This window comes from Candidatus Eremiobacteraceae bacterium (genome assembly GCA_035295225.1).
In the GTDB taxonomy this organism is placed as follows: Bacteria; Vulcanimicrobiota; Vulcanimicrobiia; order Eremiobacterales; family Eremiobacteraceae; genus JABCYQ01.
In genome coordinates this window covers 72,406-92,781 of record DATGJI010000049.1, presented here as the reverse complement: position 1 = coordinate 92,781, position 20,376 = coordinate 72,406, and the positions used below count along the sequence as shown (strand labels likewise).

Genomic DNA, 20,376 nt, shown 5'->3' with positions numbered 1-20,376 from the left:
ATGCCAAGGCGATCGAAGCGTCCGTCGACCCAGTCATTGTCAACGGTCACGAGGTAGAACGCACCGTCGAGGATCGTCATACCAACCGGGCGGCGCTCCAATCGCACCTCGCGCACCGCGGCACCGTGGTTGTCGAGTTCGATGAGTTTCTTATCCCAGGCTTGCGAGAGATACAGCGTTTCGTTTGCATAGGCCAAAAACGATCCGGAGTTATCCGGACATACGAAACACTCGGCAAATCCCGCGTCGGGCGAAAATTTATAGACGTAACGATGATCGCGCTCCAGATCCGGTTCGTCGATCGCCGGCGCCAGGATCAGCCGAAAGCCCGAACCGGTATACGTGATGCCCAATGAGTCCGACGGCGGAACAAACTCTCGCTGGATACTCCAGGTCTGCGGATCAATCGCATACAACCGGCCATTCGCGGCGCTCGTCAACCACATCGCCGCGCCGTCCCATGCAAGGCCTTGCGCACCTTGGACGGGCGAAACGTGTCGGGTGAGCTCGCTCATCTGAGATTCGCCATATGGCGCCGTTTCGCGCCGGCGCCGGATGATTCCGGCGGTTCGCCCACTTTGTCCGCGACTATTGTGAGCATGTCGCCGATCTGCTGCCGACGATTCCGAGCCTCGGGCATTGCCTCGAAGACAGGTCCGTCCGGAAGCACAAGGGGCTGTCGGCGGACGGCCGACAACCCCTTGGATCGCGCGCTTCTAAACATCCGGGGCTTCTATGAGCAACCCATGCTGCGGCCGCATGAGTCGCAGACGTAACACGCACCATTGCGCCGCGTGAGAGAACCGCAGCCGTCGCACACCGGAGCGTCACCCATCATCGAGGCGAGCTGCGCCTCACGAGAGCGAAGCGCATTCATGCGAGCGGCGACGGTCGGATCCATATTGGCGACCGTTGGCTGCGTTCCAATCGAGCGCGCGGCTGTGGTCGGGCGTTTCGGTGCGGCAGCCTGCGGCGTATCCTCGGCGGCCTGTTGCTCCGCGACCATGGTCTCGAACTCCGAGAGAGCGCGGTCCTCGTGATGCGTCTCGTCGACGTCCTTGTCTTCGGGTTTGACTTGCACGAAGTCGGTGCGGCCGAGATACTCCATGCCGAGGACGCGGAAGATGTAGTCTATCACGCTCGTGCATGATTTCACGTTCGGATGATCCACGAAACCGTTCGGCTCGAAGCGCGTGAACGTGAACTTCTCCACGAGATCTTCGAGCGGAACGCCGTACTGCAGACCGATGGAGACCGCTATCGCAAAGCAGTTCATGAGGCTGCGGAACGATGCGCCTTCTTTGTGCATGTCGACGAAGATCTCGCCGAGCGTCCCGTCGCCGTATTCGCCGGTCCGAAGGAACACGGTGTGGCCGGCGATCTTCGCTTTCTGCGTCCAGCCGCGCCGTTTGGCCGGCAGCCGGTTGCGCTCCAGGACCTGGGCCACTTTGCGTTTGAAGTCGGTGTTGTCGGTGTTGGCAAGAATGCGCTGCGCCGCTGCGAGGATTTCGTCGGGACGCAGTTCGTCTGCGGCCGAGAGGCGCGCGGCGGCGATGCGTTCTTCGAACTCCTTGGACAGCGCGATCTGACGGTCTTCGGCGGTCTCGCTCGTTTTGTCGGAACCTTTTGTGGATAGTGGTTGCGAGAGTTTCGAACCGTCGCGATAGAGCGCGATTGACTTGAGGCCAAGATCCCACGAACGCAGATACGCTTCTTGGATGTCCTGCACCGTGGCTTCGTTCGGCATGTTGATGGTCTTGGAGATCGCACCGGAGATGAACGGTTGCGCTGCCGCCATCATGCGGACGTGGCCCATGTGCTGGATGAAGCGGCGGCCGATCTTGCCGCACTTGTTCGCGCAGTCAAAGGCAGAGTAGTGCTCTTCTTTGAGATGCGGGGCACCCTCGATCGTCATCGTGCCGCAGATGTAGTTGTTCGCGGCGTCGATCTCTTCGCGTGTGAACCCGAGCGAGCGCAGCAGGTCGAAGTCGGCTGCGTTGTATTGGTCAGCGCTGAATCCGAGCCGTTGCAGCGTGGCTTCGCCGAGGCTCCATTGGTTGAAGCCGAACGCGATCTCGAAGACGGTGGGCAGCGTGCGTTCGATGGCGGCAATGTCTTCGTCGGTGAAACCGCGAGCGCGAAGGGTCTCTGCGTTGATATACGGTGAACCGTACAGCGTGCCGGAGCCCTTGGCGTAACGCACGATGTCGTCGATCTGCGCTTGCGTGTAGCCAAAATTGCGCAGCGCGACCGGGATCGATTGATTGATGATCTTGAAGTATCCGCCGCCCGCGAGTTTCTTGAATTTGACGAGCGCGAAATCGGGTTCGATGCCCGTGGTGTCGCAGTCCATAAGGAGGCCGATAGTGCCAGTCGGCGCGATGCAAGTGGCCTGCGCGTTTCGGTAACCGTTCTGTTCGCCGAGTTCGAGTGCTTTATCCCACGACTCGCGGGCGGCAGCCAGCAAGTACGGCGGACAGAGAGCCGGTTCGATCCCCATCGGCACGACCGAGAGCTCTTCGTACTCCGATGCCGGCGCATTGTAGGCGGCGCGCCGGTGATTGCGCATGACGCGCAGCATATCGTCAGCGTTCTCGGCGTATCGCGCGAACGGGCCGAGCTCGCCCGCCATTTCTGCCGACGTCGCGTACGATTCGCCGGTAAGTATCGCCGAGATGGCGCCGCTTATCGCAAGAGCACGCGATGAATCGTAGGGTATCCCAGCGACCATCAGCATCGTGCCGAGGTTCGCATAACCGAGCCCGAGCGTACGATACTCATACGATTTGCGCGCGATTTCCTCGCCCGGGAACTGCGCCATCAGCACAGAGATCTCAAGCGCGATCGTCCAGAGGCGAATGGCGTGGCGATACCCTTCGACATCGAGAGTGTTTTTCTCGGTATCGAAGAACGTCATCAAGTTAATGCTCGCCAAGTTGCAATTGTGCGCGATTAAGCCCTCGGCGATTACTGAGTGCGTGACCGGCTCGGTGATATCGTACACGACCTCCTCGCCATCCGGAACGATATCGACGACTTTCGGGGCGCGCGGGTTCTTCTTCGCCGCGCTGAACGGGCGAGAAAGAAGATGTTGCGCAAGCGCATCCTTTTCCGTGGAGCATGTGAAGCCGACAAGCGTTAGAAAGCGGCGTGCCGCCTGATTGTAGACATGCAACTGTCCCTGCGGATTCTTGCGGCCTTCGGGATGGTGCCACGTGACTCGCGATGTGATCCCGATATCGGAGAGCAACAGCTGTACGGAACGCATGAGTTGAGGAGATGACGATGCCAGCATGACTTGGCTCTCGCTGCCGCTTGGATTCTCGAGCATCGTGCCATCGGCCGAGAACAAGCCCTGGAGGTAAGCGACCTTCAAATCCGACGCGACGTCATGAATGGAAGACGGGACGTCTTTCGTCGTCGCGAGACCTTGCCTAAAGCCATAGCGACGCTCCAAGTGCTGAACAAGCGATGATTGGCTCGCGCTTGTCTGCATGACGCCGTTGTATTGAGTGGAAACAATCGACTGCCTTATCGGCTGGATCGAACCATCTGTGCCTGTCGCTGCTTCGGCTTTGAGCACGTTGAATTCGTCCGTCATCTCGAGAGCCGTGTCGAGTTCGGTCGGCCCAAAGACCAGTGCCACCGTGTCTTTGTTGAACACACCGTCGCCGGTGAGCCAACCAAGCATCTGCCACCGCTTCACTTCGAGCGGTGAGGATGAATACGAGACAGCATCGCCAGTGAGGCGTATCTGCACGCGATCTTGACCGGGCTTCAGCTCATCGACGCGCTTCCATTCGCCGGCGTTCGTCAGGAACTTATGGTCCGCCGTCGCGCGTATTTCTCTGCCATCTTTGAGGGTCATCCGATAGACAGCCCGCTTGCCGACTTTCGTCACGATAGCGGGTCGATGCGCGGCTATTCGGCGATGGTCGTCTTCGGAATGCAACTCCGTCGTGATCAGAACGCGCTCGCCGGCCTGCTGTGAATCATAGAGGTCGGCAACCTTGCGTAGACCGTTCGGCGTGCTGATACGAGTCTCTGGAGCGAAACAAGCTGTGTCATCCAAGAACATATATTCTGAACAATTATGGACGACGATGCCGTTCGCGACGAAGTGATTCGTGTCAGATTCCGTGAGATCGTAGACTGACTCTTCGCCAAGCGGATCGAGCGATTCTATGACATCGGTCATGGGATCGGCGTACGTGTCGACATCGCAGTTCAGAGCGCCGAGCGCCGCGGCTTTAGCGGAATCGGGATCAAAGCCGATTGCGTGCTCGAAACCAACGCGAGATGAGCGGCTGATGCGGAGCGAATGCATCTCTTTCGTCGGATAGACCTTCGCGCCACCTTTACCGTCGGGCAATTCGCTTTCAAATTTGCCCGCGCGCCGCCCCGAATAGAGCTTCGATTTGATGCCGAACGAAAGAAGGAGCACTTGAACCTGTTTGAGGAGTTCGCAAGACGATGAATCAAGCGAAACATATTGGCTCTTCTCGCCATAATTAGCGACCGTTCCATCGGCGGTGAAGAGCCCTCGCAGGATTAGTTTCACCGAAGCCTCGGTAAGTTCGTGAACAGCCGGAGTGAAGCGCTTTCGGTCACTCCCCTCACCCAGTACCGCGTAGCGCTTGAATAGTTCAACGACGGGCGCAGAAGCAAATGCAAGTCGCGACGTTCCGGCTGAGTACGATGTCACCGAGACGTCACTATTGCGTCCGACCGATCCGAGCGGCTTGAGCAAACGCTTTTGCTCGTTGACAGCCGACGCTACCCTCTCAAGGATTGGCGCTTCTTGAGCGGCCATGACTAGCGCGATGTTCTCGCGAGCGTGGCCGGCGATGACTGAATGACCTAGGTATCCGTCGCCGACCGCGACGCCGATACCGAGTGCGACATCCTGAGGCAACTCGACATTGCCGAAACCTGAGCCGTTGAGCCGAACTTTGTCACCCGGAACGAGTTGATCGGCAGCTACGTCACCGCGATTGACCGTGAGCACCTTGTGATCTGCGGTTAGCCGAAGTTCGAATCCGGCTTTGGTCCGCAGCCGAAATATCGGCTTGGTTCCAGTCGGAAATATTCTGTTGACGAAGTGCGGCTTTGAGTCGGAGCCGATGACGAACGCCGATTTTCCGACGAGCGAGTCGATCCGTTTGAGCCCGTCTGCCGTCGCGACGAGTGTATCGCCTGTGACACACGGGTTGCTTGCCTTGATCTTGCCGCCTTTCGGACTCGTGTGCCACGAATTGATGATGTCATCATATTGCACGCCTGGATCCGCGCACGCCCATGCGGCGCGCCCGATCTGATCCCACAGATCGCGAGCGCGGACGGTGCGAGCAACCGAGCGATCCTTGCGCCAGAGGAGATCCCACGATCCGTCATTGCGCACGGCATCGATGAACTTGTCGGAAACACGGACAGAGTTGTTCGAGTTCTGTCCGGAAACGGTTTGATACGCCTCGCCTTCGTATGAGCTGTCATAGCCGGCAGCCATCAGCGCGGCCACTTTTTTCTCTTCTTGCACCTTCCAATTGATGAACTTCTCGATATCCGGATGATCCATATCGAGGATCACCATCTTTGCGGCGCGGCGCGTGGTTCCGCCGCTCTTGATCGCCCCCGCGGCGCGATCGCCGACCTTCAGGAATGACATCAGGCCGCTGGACGATCCGCCGCCGGCGAGTTTCTCGCCCTCGGCGCGCAAGTTCGAGAAATTCGTTCCGGTGCCACTGCCATATTTGAAGAGACGAGCTTCACGAACCCAGAGGTCCATGATGCCGTTCTCGTTCACCAAATCGTCTTCGACGGATTGAATGAAGCAGTTGTGAACGACAACATTATTGGTAAGGAAGTTGTGACTGGCCGTCTCTATATCGTAAACATCTTCCGTCCCGACAAAGTCGATCCCGACAATGATCTCGTCTCGAAGTTGTGCGACTCGTCGACCCGGCACTAAGAGGGCCTGCGCGAGCTTAGCGCGTTTCTCAGACTTCTCGACATAGTTCCGGAGCTTCTCGCCGTATAGCCGCTTTCGGCGAATGTCGAGGTTAGAAGATTCCGATTCGACGTGTCGTGAATGCGAATGCACGCCGGCGAATACTTGATCCAATAGGCCGTCGACGAACGCGTGTTCATCTTCGTTAATGCTCATCGCCTCAACGGTCAGACTTCGATTCGACCCCCGTTCATATTGACCGACGAAGCCGTCGCCCTGAAGCCAACCGGCCAGAGCAGCTTCACCTTCCGCCATAGATTCCGTCGCGGCATCAATTGACGTGTCGGTTCGCTGAATGAGGCGCATCCCGGGCGCAAGCTCTTCGACTCGTCGCCATGATTGCGCGCCTTTGTGGTCGTGCGCGCACAATACCAGGTGGTCGGCGGTCGCCTCGACAGAGTTGCCGTTGGCAAGCCGAACACGATAGACGTCTTTCACGCCGTTGTGCTTCACCGCCGTGACGTTCGTGATTCCATCGCGGTCATAAACTGGAAGGCCTACGAGATTCTTCGTCACGATGGTCCCAATGGGAATCGGGCCATCGGGCGTGGTGACAAAAGCTCGATATGGTAGGCACGCGTGGGGTTGCGGATGCGTGTATGAATCCTTCGCGCGCGTGAGCTCTTTCGTGTCTGGATCGACGAAATAATGGCCTTGGGCGGGTCCAGTGATTCCATATGCATAGGCGAGTCCGGTGTTGAACCATTGCGGCGAATTCGGCGCGGCCATCTGATGGATAAGCATATGCGTCATCTCGGCATCGAACGCGGCCGCATCTTCATCCGAATCGAAATACTTGTAGCGCCGTCCCCAATCGGTCCAGCAACCGGCGAGGCGGCGAACGACCTGACGAGCCGAAGTCTCGCGGCCAAGCGAACCATCGGGTTGCGACACCCCGGCCTTGCGGAAGTATTTCTGTGCAAGAATATCCGTCGCGACTTGAGACCAGCTAGCCGGCACCTCGATATCGCGCATCTCGAACACGACCGTGCCATCCGGTTCGCGGATGACCGACTCGCGTTTTTCCCACGAAATCGTGTCGAGCGGATCCGTGCCGAGTCTCGTGAATCGTCGCTGGATTTTCATGCACTAAACCTCATCGGGGGAGCGCAAATATCGGGAACCGTCTAGCGGCCCGACTTGCAATTCTTAGACAACGTATGTTCGACGAACGTCTATTCGCCCCTACCCATTGTGTTGGCTAGGGCGATATCGCCCATTATATTGCGTTTTTATATGAGAAGCAACACTTTTTTCGAACAGCCGTTTGTTCGCAGAGCAAATCCAGATGGCGTATGGCCGCGACGATGTTGTGCCCCGTTTCCGTCCACAAGATATCCACGTTGTGTACGGAAGTGCCGCGTTTTCGATCAGCGGAAACTGGGCAGCGGGCGGTCGAGCGACACCTTACCACCAAGTCTACTAGGAAAGTGTAATAGGCCGAATGGTCCTTTCCGACACGCTTCGGCGTCTGCTAGCCTAAGCTCCATGGATCCGCATTTTTCTCTAGCCGGCTTTGTCGTTGGGGTATTTGTCGGCATGTCGGGCGTGGGCTCGAGCTCGCTGATGATGCCGATCCTCGTCCTGCTGCTTGGAGTGTCGCCTCTCACGGCGGTTGGAACGGATCTTGCTTATAGCATGCCGACGAATCTCGTCGGAGCTTTTTTTCACCATCGGCAGCGCACCGGGACTAAAAAAGTCGTGCTCTATCTTGCGCTTGCAGGTGTTCCGGCGGCGCTCTTGGGCGTCCTGACGTTGCACTCGGTTGAAGCGCATATCGGGTTGGCAGCTTTGAACAGCGATCTCAGGCACGGGCTGGGCTTCTTGCTCGTCATCGTCGCGGTTATTATCATCCTTACGCCGTTCATCATCAAAAAGAACGATCCGGATCCCTTCGAGACAGTCGAGCGTTCGAAGTGGCGCGTGATGCTGATCGGCGCCGTCGTCGGATATCTTGTCGCGATCACGTCGATCGGCGCAGGTTCGATCACGATGACGGCGCTTTGTCTGATCCTTCCTATGCTACGGATCCAAGATATCATCGGTTCCGACGTCGCGTTCGCTGCCATGGTCATTCCAGTTGCGGCTGCAGGCCACTGGGCGATCGGCAACGTGAACTGGTGGATGACCCTGGAGCTACTCATCGGCTCGATTCCTGGTGTGATCCTGGGCACGTGGCTCTGCAAAAAGCTTCCGACGAAGTGGCTACGCCCAGTCATGGCACTTGCGATGGTCTATGCCGGACTACGCATGATCTTCGCTTGATTTAAGGTCCGCCGCGGGGCAGCGTTCGCAAGAAGTCGAAGGCTTAGAACCATGTCTCAACAAGCGGTGGACATGGCGCTCGTGCAGTTCGCGCCGCGCAAGGGCGACGTCAACGCAAATCTCGCCATGATCGCCGCTGCGTTCGAAGCGCTGCGGCGCGACGCGCTCGACATCCCGGACATCGTCGTATTCCCCGAAGCTTGCCTTTCCGGATATTTCGTCGAAGGCGCGGTGCGCGAGGTGGCGCTCTCCGCCGATGAAGCGCTTCGCCGCGTCAACATGCTTGCGAAATCGGCGTTTGGCGCTCGGCATTCCTCAGTCGACGTCGTCTTCGGATTTTACGAAGACGACGCGGGCAAACTGTACAACAGCGCGCTCTACGCCTCGCTCGGAACAAAGCCGATCCTCAGGCACGTGCATCGCAAGATGTTCCTGCCGACGTACGGTGTCTTCGACGAAGAGCGGTTTGTCTCGCGCGGCTCATCGGTCGGCACGTTCTCCACGCGCTACGGGAAAGCCGCGATCCTGATTTGCGAGGATGCGTGTCATTCTCTTGCGATCACGGTTGCGGCGGTTCAAGGGGCGCAAATCATCTTCGTGCCGAGCGCCTCGCCGGGGCGCGGTCTCGAAGACCACGAGCCCGCGAACGTCCGCCTCTGGCGCGACATCTTGCGCGTCGCCGCCGCCGAACACGGCATATACGTGGTCTATGCCGGCCTGCTCGGCTTCGAAGGCGGTAAAGGGTTCACCGGATCGTCGCGCGTCGTCGGCCCCGCAGGTGACATCCGCGCCGAAGCGCCATTTGACGAGCCGGCGATATTGCGGGTGACGATCCGAATGGAAGATGTGGCTGTCGCCCGTGCCGCGCTTCCGATGCTGGGAGATCTGGAAGCAAATCTTCCCGAACTCGTCGCTCAGCTCGAATCGGGCGGGTCAGCGCGGCCGTGAGCAGATCGAGCCGAGTCGCCAAGACGCCGGTTTTTGCGGTCGTGCGCGCAGGCCTGGTCACGGATCCGCTCGCGTTGGATTGCGCACTCGTCGAGCGCTGGCTGGTCGCGTTTCTGCGCGACGAGCTTATTCGCAGGCGGAAGATCTCAAGCGCCGTCGTCGGCATTTCAGGCGGCGTGGATTCGGCGGTAGTCGCGTTCCTCTGCGCGCGGGCACTTGGACCAAAAAACGTCTACGGCATCCGCATGCCGTACCGGACGTCGAACAAGCTAAGCACGAAACATGGACGCCTGGTGGCGCGCGCGGCGGGCATTCACGATCGCGAGATCGACATCTCGAGCGCGGTCGACGGTTATCTGCGTCACGAACCTCGTGCCGGCGGACAACGCCGCGGCAACGTCATGGCGCGCACGCGCATGCTCGTGCTGTTCGACCAATCCGCGAAACTCGCTGCGTTGCCCATAGGCACCGGCAACAAATCTGAGAGGCTGTTCGGATACTTCACGTGGCACGGCGACGACTCGCCGCCGATCAATCCGATCGGGGATCTGTTCAAGACTCAAGTATGGGATCTCGCGCGCCATCTCGGCGTGCCGTCCGTCGTCATCGACAAACCCGCGACGGCCGACCTCATTCAGGGGCAGACCGACGAAGATGATCTTGGCATCACCTACGCACGGGCTGACCGGATCCTCGATTCGATTCTGAAGGGATTCACGCCGGATGATATCGTGCGTCAGGGTTTCGAGGCGCGCGAAGTCGATCTCGTCCGAAGCCGGGTCGGGGCGACGCACTGGAAGCGGCATCTCGCTACGACGGCGATGATCTCGACCACCGCGATCAACGAGTTCTACCTTCGCCCCGTCGATTATTGAGGGCAAGCGCTGCTTGCCTGGTACAGGGCAAGCGCTGCTTGCCCTACTACGATTCATTTGAACGTGACGCCGGCCCAGGTCTGCGATGCGACCCGCCACACAGCACCATCCTTGACGAGGACGAAAGTCCAATAGCCCGTCTCCGTGAATGGCTTGCCGTTCAACAGCGGCGTGAACGCGGCCGGAAAAACGATATACGCTCGCGTTGCTGAGACGTTGAATTCCGTGGGCACAGCCAACACGATGTGCGGTTTCGTAATTTTGGACGACGCGTTGTAGGCGGCGAACCCAGTGCTCCACCGCGTGCCGGCGTCGGCGGTCGTCCAGACAAATGGCGCGAATTCGTCTGTGATAACGGCGCCGCGCGCGTACGTGCCGCTTGGCGCAGAAATTCCGGTGTTGACGAAGCGAACCAGGGCCCTTATCGGGATCATCATCGCGGTGCTTGGCATCGGTTGGGATGGTGCGCAGAGCGCCGGGGCGACTGCAAGAGCGGAAACCATCGCACCTACGCCGATAGCCGCGGTGAAACGCAACGTAAGCATGCGGTACCTCCTCACGTTCACCGATCCGCGTTCTTTCGACGCGCTTACAATCCTTGACCCGGATCAGGAGGGCGCGCGGGGAGCGTAGAGCAAACTTTGCGGCCCCGAGGAGGACCAAACAGCATGCCGCGTTACCTGCACACGTCGATTTTCGTCAACGATATGGCCGAGTCGATTAAATTCTATACCGAGCAGCTCGGATTGAAATTGCTGGACCAAGCGCACTACGAAGGCAACGCCGACATGGCGTTCGTCGGCCGCGACTGGGATTCGTACATCGAGCTCGTCTACGATCTCGAAGAGCACGAACCGTACACGATCGGCAATCGGTACGAACACCTGGCGTGCGAGGTAGACGGCGATCTGCCGGCCATCGTCGAGAAGCTGAAGAGTCAGGGCGTCAAAGTCATCAAAGGCCCGAAGAAAGCGCCGAGCGGCACGCGCTGGATCGCGTTCGTGGAAGATCCCAATGGCATTCCGGTCGAATTGCTAGAGCCTAGGCAACGTCTGTAGGGCGGACCTTTACGGTCCGCCGGCGCGCCGTAAAGGCGCGCCCTACATCGGTCCGTCGGCGCGCCGTAAAGGCGCGCCCTACATCGGTCCGCCGGCGCGCCGTAAAGGCGCGCCCTACAACGGTCCGTCGGCGCGCCGTAAAGGCGCGCCCTACAACGGTCCGGCGGCGCGCCGTAAAGGCGCGCCCTACATCGGTCCGGCGGCGCGCCGTAAAGGCGCGCCCAACATCAATCCGATTTCGGCTGGGCGTTTTTTGGGTGCAGCAAGCTCTGATGGTAGCCGTAGAAGCCGTAGATCGCGGCGCCCACCGCGAACCAGACGAGGAATCGGATCCATGTCGGCAGCGATAGTCCGTAGAGTATCAGATACATGCAAAGCAAGAACCCGAGAATGCCGATCACGACGCCCGCCGGCGCCTTGAACGGCCGCTTTGCATTGGGGGCCACGAAGCGCAAGATAGCGACACCGATGCTCACGATCGCAAACGCAGACAGCGTGCCGATGTTCACGAGCTTGAGCAGATCCTCGAGCGGTACGATGAGCGCCAAAAACGCCACCACGATTCCCGTGATCATCGTCGTCCTGGCCGGTGTGAGAAATCGCGGATGGACGGCAGATACGGCGGGCGGCAACATCCGGTCGCGCGACATCACGTAGAAAATGCGGGACTGACCGAGCAGTGACGTGAGCATCACGCTGATGTTCCCGACGATCGCCCCCAACGTGACGGTGACGACCGGAAACGCATAGTTTCCCGCGAGCCGTATCGCCTGGCTCATCGCGGAATCCGGCACGATCTTCGACAGAGGCACGATGCCGATGGTCACCGCCGTGATCGCGACGAAAAGCAGCGCGCCGATGATGAGCGAGCCCACCACGGCGATAGGAACATCGCGCTGCGGATTCTTCGATTCCTCCGACGCCACCGTGACCGTATCGAATCCGATGTAAGCGAAGAAGACGAGCGCGGCGCTTGCGATGACGCTATGATAGCCGAGGGGAGCGGCGCCCGCGAAATGCGACGGGTGCATGAACGCGAGGCCGACGGCGATGAAGACGATGAACGAAAGGATCTGCAGGATCACGAAAATGGCGTTCGTCGTCGCAGATTCTTTGATGCCGATGGCCAGGAGCGCGCTGACCACGATGACCGAGAGAGCGGCGATGAGGTCGTATTGCGAATGGATCAGATCGAAATGCGCAAGGCCGAGATGCAGCGATCCGATGGAGACCGGCCACGGCGTCGAAACGAGGGCCGCCGTCTGGAGCGACGCAGGCAGCGTGACATGGAAGTATCCGAGCAGCTCCTGAAGATAGCCGGAAAAAGAAGATGCGACGGGCGCGGCGCTTATGCCGTATTCGAGGATGAGATCCCAGCCGATGACCCAAGCGATGAATTCGCCGAGCGTGGCATACGCGTACGTGTAGGCGCTGCCGGCCACCGGCACCATCGAAGCGAATTCGGCATAGCAGAGCGCGACAAAGATGCAGACGATTCCGGAGACGACGAATGCTGAGATCGCGCCCGACCCGGCCAGTTGGATGCCGACGCCGACAGTGGGAAAGATGCCGCCCAGCATCGTGCCTAGACCGATGCCGATGAGGCCCCAGACGCCGAGCACTCGTCGAAGCTTCGGCCCTTCGTGATCGGGCCGGATACGGTCAAGCGGCTGGCACGCAGCCAGCCGCTTGAGCAAAACCCAGATGCGCTGCATCGGAGCAGCGTTACCGGTACTTCACGACGAGCGTCTTGAGCTCGGTCATCTCTTCCATCGCATAGCGTACGCCTTCGCGGCCAAAGCCGCTGTCCTTGACACCGCCGTACGGAAAGTTGTCCACGCGCAGCGTGGGATAGTCGTTGATGATGACGCCGCCGACCTCCAACTCCTCGAACGCCTTTGCGATCGCGCGCACGTCAAACGTGAAGACGCCGGCCTGCAGCCCGTAACGGGTTTCATTCGCGCGCGCGAAACCTTCCTCAAGAGAAGCGACGGGCGCGATCGTGGAGATCGGACCGAAGACCTCTTCAGCCTCGACCTTCATCGCATTTGTCGTGCCGCCCAAGATCGTCGGCTGGACGACATTGCCTTGTCGCGTGCCGCCCGCGATCACCGTGGCTCCGCCTCGCACTGCTTCGTCGAGCCATGCGCTGACGCGATCGGCGCTCCGCGAATCTATCATCGGTCCGACCACCGTGTCTGCGAGCGTCGGATCGCCGGTCTGCAGATGGGCGGTTTCATTGCGATACAGCGCGCTGAATTCGTCAAAAACGGACTGTTCCACGAAGATGCGCTGCACTTTGATGCACACCTGGCCGGCCTGCGCAAACGATCCAAGCGCGCAGCGCGTCGCCGCCCAGGGCAGATCCGCGTCGGCGGCCACGATAGCCGCTGCGTTTCCGCCGAGCTCGAGCACGACACGTTTTTTGCCGGCGATGGATTTGAGATGCCAGCCCACTGCGGCAGAACCCGTGAACGAGAGCAAGGCGATGCGCTCGTCGGTCGCAAGTTTCTCCGCCACTTCGACCGGACAATGGATGACCGAAAGCGCATCGGCCGGCATTCCCGCGGCATAACACACATCCGCCAGCAGCAGCGCGGAGAGCGGCGCTTGCGGCGGAGGCTTCAAGACGACGCAGTTGCCCACCGCGATCGCGGGCGCAAGCTTGTGCGCGACGAGATTCAACGGGAAATTGAACGGCGCAATCGCGCCGACGACACCGACCGGAAAGCGGCCGACGATCGCCGTGTAGCCCTCGGTGGCGGGCGCGAGATCGAGCGGCAACACCTCGCCGCCGAAACGTGTGCATTCTTCCGCGGCAAGCGTGAACGTGGTGACGGCGCGATCGACCTCGATGCCGGCGTACTTACGCGGCTTGCCGCTCTCGGCGATCATGAGATCGACGAATTCGGCGCGACGGTCGCGAAGCCGCGCGGCTATGTCAAGAAGAAGGGATTTGCGCTTGTGCCGCGGCCAGCGCCGGAATTCGCGGAATGCGTGCGCAGCGGCGGCGATCGCATCGTCCATGTCCGCCGCCGAACCGACGCCGATCGTGGCCACGACCGATCCATCGTATGGGTTGAGGACGGGCGCAGCCTCTTGCGTGGCACGCCGCTCGCCCGCGATGGGCAGCGCTCGATGCTGCGGGGCGGCTTCCGTCTTCGGACTCACCGGTCAGCGAACCAGCCGCTCGGCTCGACCGCGAGGTTGACGTTGATCTGTTTCACTTCCGTATACGCGTCGAAGCCGTAGGTGCCAAGCTCGCGGCCAATGCCGGATTGCTTGTAACCACCCCAGGGCGCCTCATTGTAGGTGGGATGATACGTGTTGATCCACGTGATGCCGGCGCGCAGCTTGCGGATGACGCGGTGCGCTTTGGCGACGTCGTTGGTGAAGACGGCGCCGGCCAAACCGTAGATCGTGTCGTTCGCGAGCGCGATCGCCTCCGCCTCATCGCGGAACGTCTGCACGGCGAGCACCGGGCCGAATATCTCTTCCTGGACGATACGCATCGCGGGCGTCGTGTGCGAGAAGATCGTGGGCATGAGGAAATTGCCGCGTTTGCCGAGTTCGCCCGATAAACGCGAGCCGCCGCATTCGAGCTTGGCGCCCTCGGCGATGCCGGTCTTGATGTAGGACTCGACTTTTTCCTGATGCGCGCGGCTCACGAGCGGACCCATCTCGGTCTTTGGATCGAAGCCGTCACCGACGACGATCTTGTTCGCGCGTTCCACCAGTCGCTTGACGAAGCGGTCGTGCAGCGAATCTTGTACAAGGAGCCGCGAGCCGGCGGAGCAGACCTGCCCTGCGTTGGCGTAGATCCCGAAGAGCGCGTAGTCGATCGCGGTGTCGAAATCGGCATCGGCGAACACGATGTTCGGCGACTTGCCGCCGAGCTCGAGCGATATCTTCTTTAGATTGCCCGTCGCCGCTTGCATGATGGATCGGCCGGTCTTCGTTCCGCCGGTGAATGCGATCTTATCGACGAGTGCCGACGCGGCCAGCGCGTGTCCGACGACCGGTCCTGCTCCGGTGAGAATGTTCACAACGCCTTTGGGGAAGCCGGCTTCGGCCACGAGCGCGGCGAGTCGCAGCGCTGTGAGCGGTGTGAGCTCCGAAGGCTTGAGGATGCATGCATTACCCGCCGCGAGGGCAGGTGCAAGTTTCCACGCCGCCATGAGCAGCGGATAATTCCACGGGATTATCTGACCGCAGACGCCGATCGGCTCGCGAACCGTGTAGGACTGCGACGCGGCCGGCACATCGAAGGTCTGGCCGTGCGGCTTCGTGGCGAGGCCGGCATAATAGCGGAAGCAGTTGGCGGCATCCGCCATGTCGTACTCGGTCTCGCGCAAGGGCTTGCCATTGTTGAGCGTTTCGAGCTGTGACAATGCTCCAGCGTTTTCGTCGATGGCCGCCGCCAATGCATTGAGCAACTTCGCGCGATCTTGCGCCAGCGAATCACCCCAGGGACCTTTGTAGAAGGCGGCATGCGCAGCGGCGATGGCGCGTTCGGCATCGGCGACCGTTCCTTCCGCGACGCGCGCGATGACCTCGCCATTCGCGGGGTTGACGATCTCGCGCGCGGCGCCGTCCGACGCCGGACAGAATTCGCCGTCCACGAACATGAGCGCGACGCCGTCGTCACGGCGCAAGTCGGCGAGCAGATCTTCTTGCATGGTCAGCATGTGCGTTCCTCAAGCGGTCAGACGGTCACGGCCTTCGACGACATCGCGTCCAAAGATTCGGCGAGCGCCTTGCAGACATAGTCTGTCTGCTCCTCCGTGATCGTCAACGGCGGCTCGACGCGTACGGTTCGAGCGTTCACCAAAGTTCCCGAGACGAGCACGCCGCGCTTGAGCATGTGTTTGCCAAGCTCGAAACCCATCTCGTTGTTCGCGAACTCGAGCGCGATGAGAAGACCCTTGCCGCGGATGTCGTGGACGATTTCAGGATGACCGGCTGCGGCGCGGCGCAGGCCTTCGATCATCCGCGCGCCGATGACGGCGGCGCGCTGCGGTAAGCGTTCCTCGATGAGCACGTTGATCGTCGCGAGCGCGGCCGCGCAGGCGAGCGGATTTCCACCGAACGTCGTGGTGTGCAAGAACGGGTTGGCGAAGAGCCGCGAGAACACGGCGCGCGTGCCGATGACGGCGCCGGCCGGCATGACGCCGCCGCCGAATGCCTTTGCGAGGCACATGAGATCGGGAGTGACGCCGTAGTGTTCGCAGCAGAACATCTTGCCGGTGCGGCCCATGCCCGTCTGCACTTCATCGAGAACGAGCAGCGCGCCGAATTCGTCGCAGAGCGCGCGCACACCGGGCAGGTAGTCGTCGTCCGGAAGATTGACGCCGCCTTCGCCTTGGATCGGCTCCAACACCACGGCGCCCGCCTCTTCGCCGACCATCCGCAGCTTGTGCATCTCCGTGCGCAGCTCTTCGAGATCGTTGAACGGCACGTGCTCGACGTTTGGCAGCATCGGACCGAACGGCATGCGAAATTCGCCTTTGGCGCTCACGGAGAGCGACCCAAAGCTCTTGCCGTGAAAGCCCTTCGTCGCGGCCACGATGGTGGGTTTCTTCGGATCGAATGCACGCGCGAGTTTCAAAGCCGCCTCGACCGCTTCGGTGCCGCTGTTGCAGAAGAAGGCGAAATTGAGATTACCGGGCGCGAGCATGGCCAACGCCTTCGCGAGCATCGCGCGGAGCGGGTCGAGAAGATCTTGGCTGTGGAGCGCCTGGCGCTTCAACTGGTCCGTGACCGCTTTGACGACTTTCGGATGCCGGTGACCGACATTGAAAATGCCGAACCCGCCGAGACAATCGATGTATTCTTTTCCGTTGACGTCGCGATAGGCGTTCGGGCCGGCGTCTTCCCATTCCACGGCCGCCGCCGCGTGTTCGACCGATGTCGCTTTGCGGTATTCGAGGAATCCGGGATTGACGTGATCGCGGAAGCCGTTGACCGTCTCGCTCGTTATCCACGCGACGTCTTCCGGCGTGATCGCCGGTTTGGCGATCAAGTCGAGAACGGTCTGCGTGTAGGCTAAGGTCTCAGAATCTGGTCGGTGAGAAATTTTGGCACGTCATCCTTTCACGAGAGCACCGCGTCGCAGCTCGCTTCGAGCCGGCCGAGCGCGAGGTCGAGTTCGTCATCTTGGATCACGAGCGGCACGAGGATGCGGACGACGTTGCCTTTCGCGCCGGCGGGGAACAAAAGCAATCCTCGCGCTCGCGCTTCGGCGACGAGCCGCTTGACGATGGGAGGTTCTTCGGTACTTCCATCGTCTGCGAACTCCATGCCGATCATCGCTCCGATCCCCCGGACATCGGCGATGCGTCGATGCCGGCGTTGCAGGGCGCGAAGAACGCTCTCGACCCGCGCGCCGATCGCGACGGCTCGATCGAGCAACTTTTCTTCTTCGATTATGTCGAGCGTTTCGAGGGCCGCCGCGCACGCAAGCGGATTCCCGCCGAAGGTCCCGCCTAAGCCGCCCGGTCCGGGCGCATCCATGACCTCGGCACGTCCGATGACCGCAGCGAGAGGCAGGCCGCCGGCGATACTCTTCGCGACCGCCATGAGATCGGGCTCGATCCCGGCGTGCTCGCACGCGAACATCTTGCCCGTGCGTCCGAATCCGGATTGGATCTCGTCGCAGACGAGCATGATGCCGTGTTTTGCCGTGATGCGCCGCAATTCGCGCAAATACTCCGCGGGCGCCGGCACAAATCCGCCTTCACCGAGAACCGGCTCGATGATGATCGCGGCGACGCGCTCAGGTGCGACTTCGGATTCGAAAAGCTGGGCGAGCGCGGTAAGACTGCGCTCTGTCGTCCAGCCGTGGAACTCGTACGGGAACGGTGCGAAATAGACCTCGCTGCAGAACGGCCCAAAGCGCTGCTTGTATGGCTGACTTTTTCCGGTCATGCTCAGCGCGAGCAATGTTCGCCCGTGGAATCCGTGGTGAAACGCGATCACGGCCTGACGTCCTGTGGCTTCGCGCGCTATTTTCACCGCGTTCTCCGTCGCCTCGGCGCCGGTCGTCACGAGCAAGGTCTTCTTCGTAGAAGCGCCGGGAGCCAGACGGTTCAGTCGACCGGCAAGCTCGACGTACGAATCGTACATCGCGACCTGAAAACACGTGTGTGTGAATCGCTCGAGCTGGGCTTCGACTGCGCGCCGTATCCGCGGGTGCGCGTGACCGACGTTCAGCACGCCGATGCCGCCGACGAAGTCGATATATTCGTTGCCGTCGGAGTCCCAAAGCTTGGCGCCGGACGCTCGCTCGACAAAGATCGGATGCATGTTGCCGACGCCGCGCGGCACTTCGGCCGAGCGAGCCGCGAGCAGCGCTGAAGTCTCGGTTGATGCTACAGCCACACGCTCATCCTTTCGTGTCGAAGCCACGGAGGGTGGAAAGCCGTCCCGCCAACACTATCTTATAGTATCCGGGCAGGGAAACACCACGTAGCCGGCGCACAAAATTCAGTCAATTCTTCGTGCTTGCACGCCAAGGAGCGCCCGTGACCGTTCGTGAGGCGTTGGGATTCGAGTCGCTGCGAGGCGCTAAGCTGGTGGCCGGGGCCAAGGGACTTGAGCGCGACGTCCGCTGGGCGCACGTCATCGACATGCCCGATCCAGCCCCGTGGGTCCGGCCAGGCCAGTTCTTGCTGACGACTGGGTTTGCATGGCCGGCAAGGCCGCAGGATCAGCGCTCGCAGATCCGCGCGCTGTCGGCACACGGTTTGGCTGCGATCGGACTTGCGGTTCCGCGCTATGTCGAAGAGTTCGGTTCTGCGGCGAGAGATGAAGCGGATAAACAAGGATTGCCGCTGGTCGAGATTCCCTTCGACATACCGTTCGCTCAGATAACGGAAGAGCTTCACCGCGCCATCATCGCCGAACAGTACGTCTTGCTCGAGCAATCCGAAGCGATCCATCGAGAACTGACGCGCGCCGCGGCGAGCGGAACGAATCTTAGCGATCTCGCGCGAGCGCTCGGCGGTCTCATAGATCGATCCGTGACGTTTGAAGATCCGGCAGGCAAACTGCTCGCGTTTCATGAGCACGCGATGCAGGCCGACGCGGTCAGGCGTGAGACGCTGGAACACGCGCAATCGCCTGCCACGGTCCAGGAATCGCTCGAGCGCGATGGCCTGCTCGAGAACATACGAGCGAGCAACGGGCCCATTCGGATCGAAGCGCGGCCCGAGATGGGCTTGAGCGCGCGGGTCGTCTGTCCGATTCGTTTGGGCGACGAACTCATCGGACTCGTCTGGATAATGGAAGGCGAGACAAAGCTCTCCGAACTCGACAACCGCGCAGCCGAACACGCGGCCCTCGTGGCGGCGCTGCACGTCGCCCATCAACGCGAGCTTGCCACGATGGAATCGCGCCTCGGCTACGCCTCGTTTCTCTCACTGCTGGAAGGAGAAGAAGACGACGCGCAGGCGGTCGAGCGCGCGCGTCTGCTGGGATTCGATCCGGACGGATCGCACCGCGTGGCCATCGCCGTCATCCCAGAACCGCTGCCGTTGACGCGCGAAGGCTTCTTGCGGCGCGAGCGAGTCGCGAGCGTCCTCCGTCATCGCCTGCAGACCGGACGACACCGGCCGCTCCTGACCGCGAATCTCAATTTCGTCGCGTTTCTCGTTCCGGAAGGCACCGATATCTCGGCCGTCTGGCGAGCACTCGGCGATCCGGCGATCTCGCTGCTCGTGGGTCGTGCTCACGCCGGCACGCGCGGCGTGCGGCGGAGTTATAAGGAAGCACAGTCGCTCTTGGGTTACCGCGACGGCGTCATGATCAAGCGATTCGATGATGCGCTCGTACCGCGCGTTCTCATGGGAGACAGCGGCGCCCGGGAGGCGTTCATCGACGATCTCTTCGGAGCGCTTCAATCGCGTAAGGGCGGCGACGCGATGAAAGCGGTGCTCCTCACGTATGCGCGTACCGGATTTAATTTTCGCGAGACTGCGCAGCGGCTCGGCGTCCATCCGAATACACTGCGCTACCGGCTGAACCGGGCGATGGAGGTCTTGGCCATCCGCCTCGACGATCCGGACGTACGCTTTCGACTCCAGCTCGCGGGGCGAATATTAGACTTTCTTCATAATACCTGACGCCAAATTTGTTCAAAGGATACATAGGCGCGGGCATGAATTCCGCGTACACTCCATGCGATAATCTCACCTTAACGCTACGCCTGAGGGAGAGTTTTGTG

At 60.8% G+C, this 20,376-nt stretch carries 13 protein-coding genes; 5 read left to right on the top strand and 8 right to left on the bottom strand.

Features of this window, described 5'->3' with window-relative positions:
- Together VKT51_08030 and VKT51_08025 are read right to left on the bottom strand one after the other, a co-directional pair.
- Positions 1 to 515: hypothetical protein (locus VKT51_08030; GenBank protein ID HLJ84102.1), on the bottom strand; the 515-nt coding region annotated here is incomplete at its 3' end.
- Positions 516 to 733: 218 nt separating this feature from the next.
- Entirely contained in the window at positions 734 to 7,093 is a 6,360-nt protein-coding gene (locus tag VKT51_08025; protein HLJ84101.1) for an LAGLIDADG family homing endonuclease, read from the bottom strand.
- Between the two features lie 402 nt (positions 7,094 to 7,495).
- Between VKT51_08025 and VKT51_08020 the strand changes: the two genes are divergently transcribed.
- The 3 genes from VKT51_08020 to VKT51_08010 are packed head-to-tail and all read left to right on the top strand — an operon-like array spanning position 7,496 to position 10,095.
- The gene (locus VKT51_08020) at positions 7,496 to 8,272 is read left to right on the top strand and encodes a sulfite exporter TauE/SafE family protein (GenBank protein HLJ84100.1); all 777 of its coding nucleotides are present in this window, start codon (positions 7,496 to 7,498) and stop codon (positions 8,270 to 8,272) included.
- Positions 8,273 to 8,323: 51 nt separating this feature from the next.
- Complete coding sequence (locus VKT51_08015) at positions 8,324 to 9,220, top strand: nitrilase-related carbon-nitrogen hydrolase (GenBank protein ID HLJ84099.1); 897 nt, start codon at positions 8,324 to 8,326, stop codon at positions 9,218 to 9,220.
- Entirely contained in the window at positions 9,217 to 10,095 is an 879-nt protein-coding gene (locus VKT51_08010) for an NAD+ synthase (protein HLJ84098.1), read from the top strand. Before VKT51_08015 ends, VKT51_08010 begins: the two co-directional genes overlap by 4 nt.
- A gap of 53 nt (positions 10,096 to 10,148) precedes the next feature.
- On the opposite strand, the gene VKT51_08005 is transcribed toward VKT51_08010, so the two are convergent.
- Positions 10,149 to 10,640: a hypothetical protein gene (locus tag VKT51_08005; protein ID HLJ84097.1), complete on the bottom strand. Its 492-nt coding sequence runs from the start codon at positions 10,638 to 10,640 to the stop codon at positions 10,149 to 10,151.
- Positions 10,641 to 10,763: 123 nt separating this feature from the next.
- On the opposite strand from VKT51_08005, the gene VKT51_08000 reads away from it, so the two are divergent.
- Positions 10,764 to 11,153, top strand: coding sequence for a VOC family protein (locus VKT51_08000; GenBank protein HLJ84096.1), 390 nt, complete (start codon positions 10,764 to 10,766; stop codon positions 11,151 to 11,153).
- 227 nt (positions 11,154 to 11,380) lie between these two features.
- Here VKT51_08000 and VKT51_07995 read toward each other — a convergent pair whose 3' ends face one another.
- Genes VKT51_07995 through gabT form a run of 5 tightly spaced genes read right to left on the bottom strand, consistent with a single transcriptional unit; the run spans position 11,381 to position 18,533 of the window.
- Entirely contained in the window at positions 11,381 to 12,868 is a 1,488-nt protein-coding gene (locus VKT51_07995) for an amino acid permease (GenBank protein HLJ84095.1), read from the bottom strand.
- Positions 12,869 to 12,878: 10 nt separating this feature from the next.
- Positions 12,879 to 14,324, bottom strand: a complete 1,446-nt coding sequence (locus VKT51_07990) for an aldehyde dehydrogenase family protein (protein HLJ84094.1) — start codon at positions 14,322 to 14,324, stop codon at positions 12,879 to 12,881.
- The gene (locus tag VKT51_07985) at positions 14,321 to 15,841 is read right to left on the bottom strand and encodes an aldehyde dehydrogenase family protein (GenBank protein HLJ84093.1); all 1,521 of its coding nucleotides are present in this window, start codon (positions 15,839 to 15,841) and stop codon (positions 14,321 to 14,323) included. Before VKT51_07985 ends, VKT51_07990 begins: the two co-directional genes overlap by 4 nt.
- A 17-nt stretch (positions 15,842 to 15,858) precedes the next feature.
- On the bottom strand, positions 15,859 to 17,229 hold the full coding sequence (locus tag VKT51_07980; GenBank protein ID HLJ84092.1) for a putrescine aminotransferase: 1,371 nt from the start codon (positions 17,227 to 17,229) through the stop codon (positions 15,859 to 15,861).
- Positions 17,230 to 17,246: 17 nt separating this feature from the next.
- Positions 17,247 to 18,533 (bottom strand): 4-aminobutyrate--2-oxoglutarate transaminase, encoded by a 1,287-nt coding sequence (gabT, locus tag VKT51_07975; GenBank protein ID HLJ84091.1) that lies wholly within the window; start codon positions 18,531 to 18,533, stop codon positions 17,247 to 17,249.
- Positions 18,534 to 18,676: 143 nt separating this feature from the next.
- Between gabT and VKT51_07970 the strand changes: the two genes are divergently transcribed.
- Entirely contained in the window at positions 18,677 to 20,275 is a 1,599-nt protein-coding gene (locus VKT51_07970) for a PucR family transcriptional regulator ligand-binding domain-containing protein (protein ID HLJ84090.1), read from the top strand.
- Positions 20,276 to 20,376 lie beyond the last annotated feature (101 nt).

What these genes read in the sequence shown, in the direction of transcription:
- VKT51_08020 (HLJ84100.1), top strand. Translation starts at nt 7,496, where the DNA reads ATGGATCCGCATTTTTCTCTAGCCGGCTTTGTCGTTGGGGTATTTGTC.
- VKT51_07985 (HLJ84093.1), bottom strand. Translation starts at nt 15,841, where the DNA reads ATGCTGACCATGCAAGAAGATCTGCTCGCCGACTTGCGCCGTGACGAC.
- VKT51_08015 (HLJ84099.1), top strand. Translation starts at nt 8,324, where the DNA reads ATGTCTCAACAAGCGGTGGACATGGCGCTCGTGCAGTTCGCGCCGCGC.
- VKT51_08025 (HLJ84101.1), bottom strand. Translation starts at nt 7,093, where the DNA reads ATGAAAATCCAGCGACGATTCACGAGACTCGGCACGGATCCGCTCGAC.
- VKT51_08005 (HLJ84097.1), bottom strand. Translation starts at nt 10,640, where the DNA reads ATGCTTACGTTGCGTTTCACCGCGGCTATCGGCGTAGGTGCGATGGTT.
- VKT51_07995 (HLJ84095.1), bottom strand. Translation starts at nt 12,868, where the DNA reads ATGCAGCGCATCTGGGTTTTGCTCAAGCGGCTGGCTGCGTGCCAGCCG.
- VKT51_08000 (HLJ84096.1), top strand. Translation starts at nt 10,764, where the DNA reads ATGCCGCGTTACCTGCACACGTCGATTTTCGTCAACGATATGGCCGAG.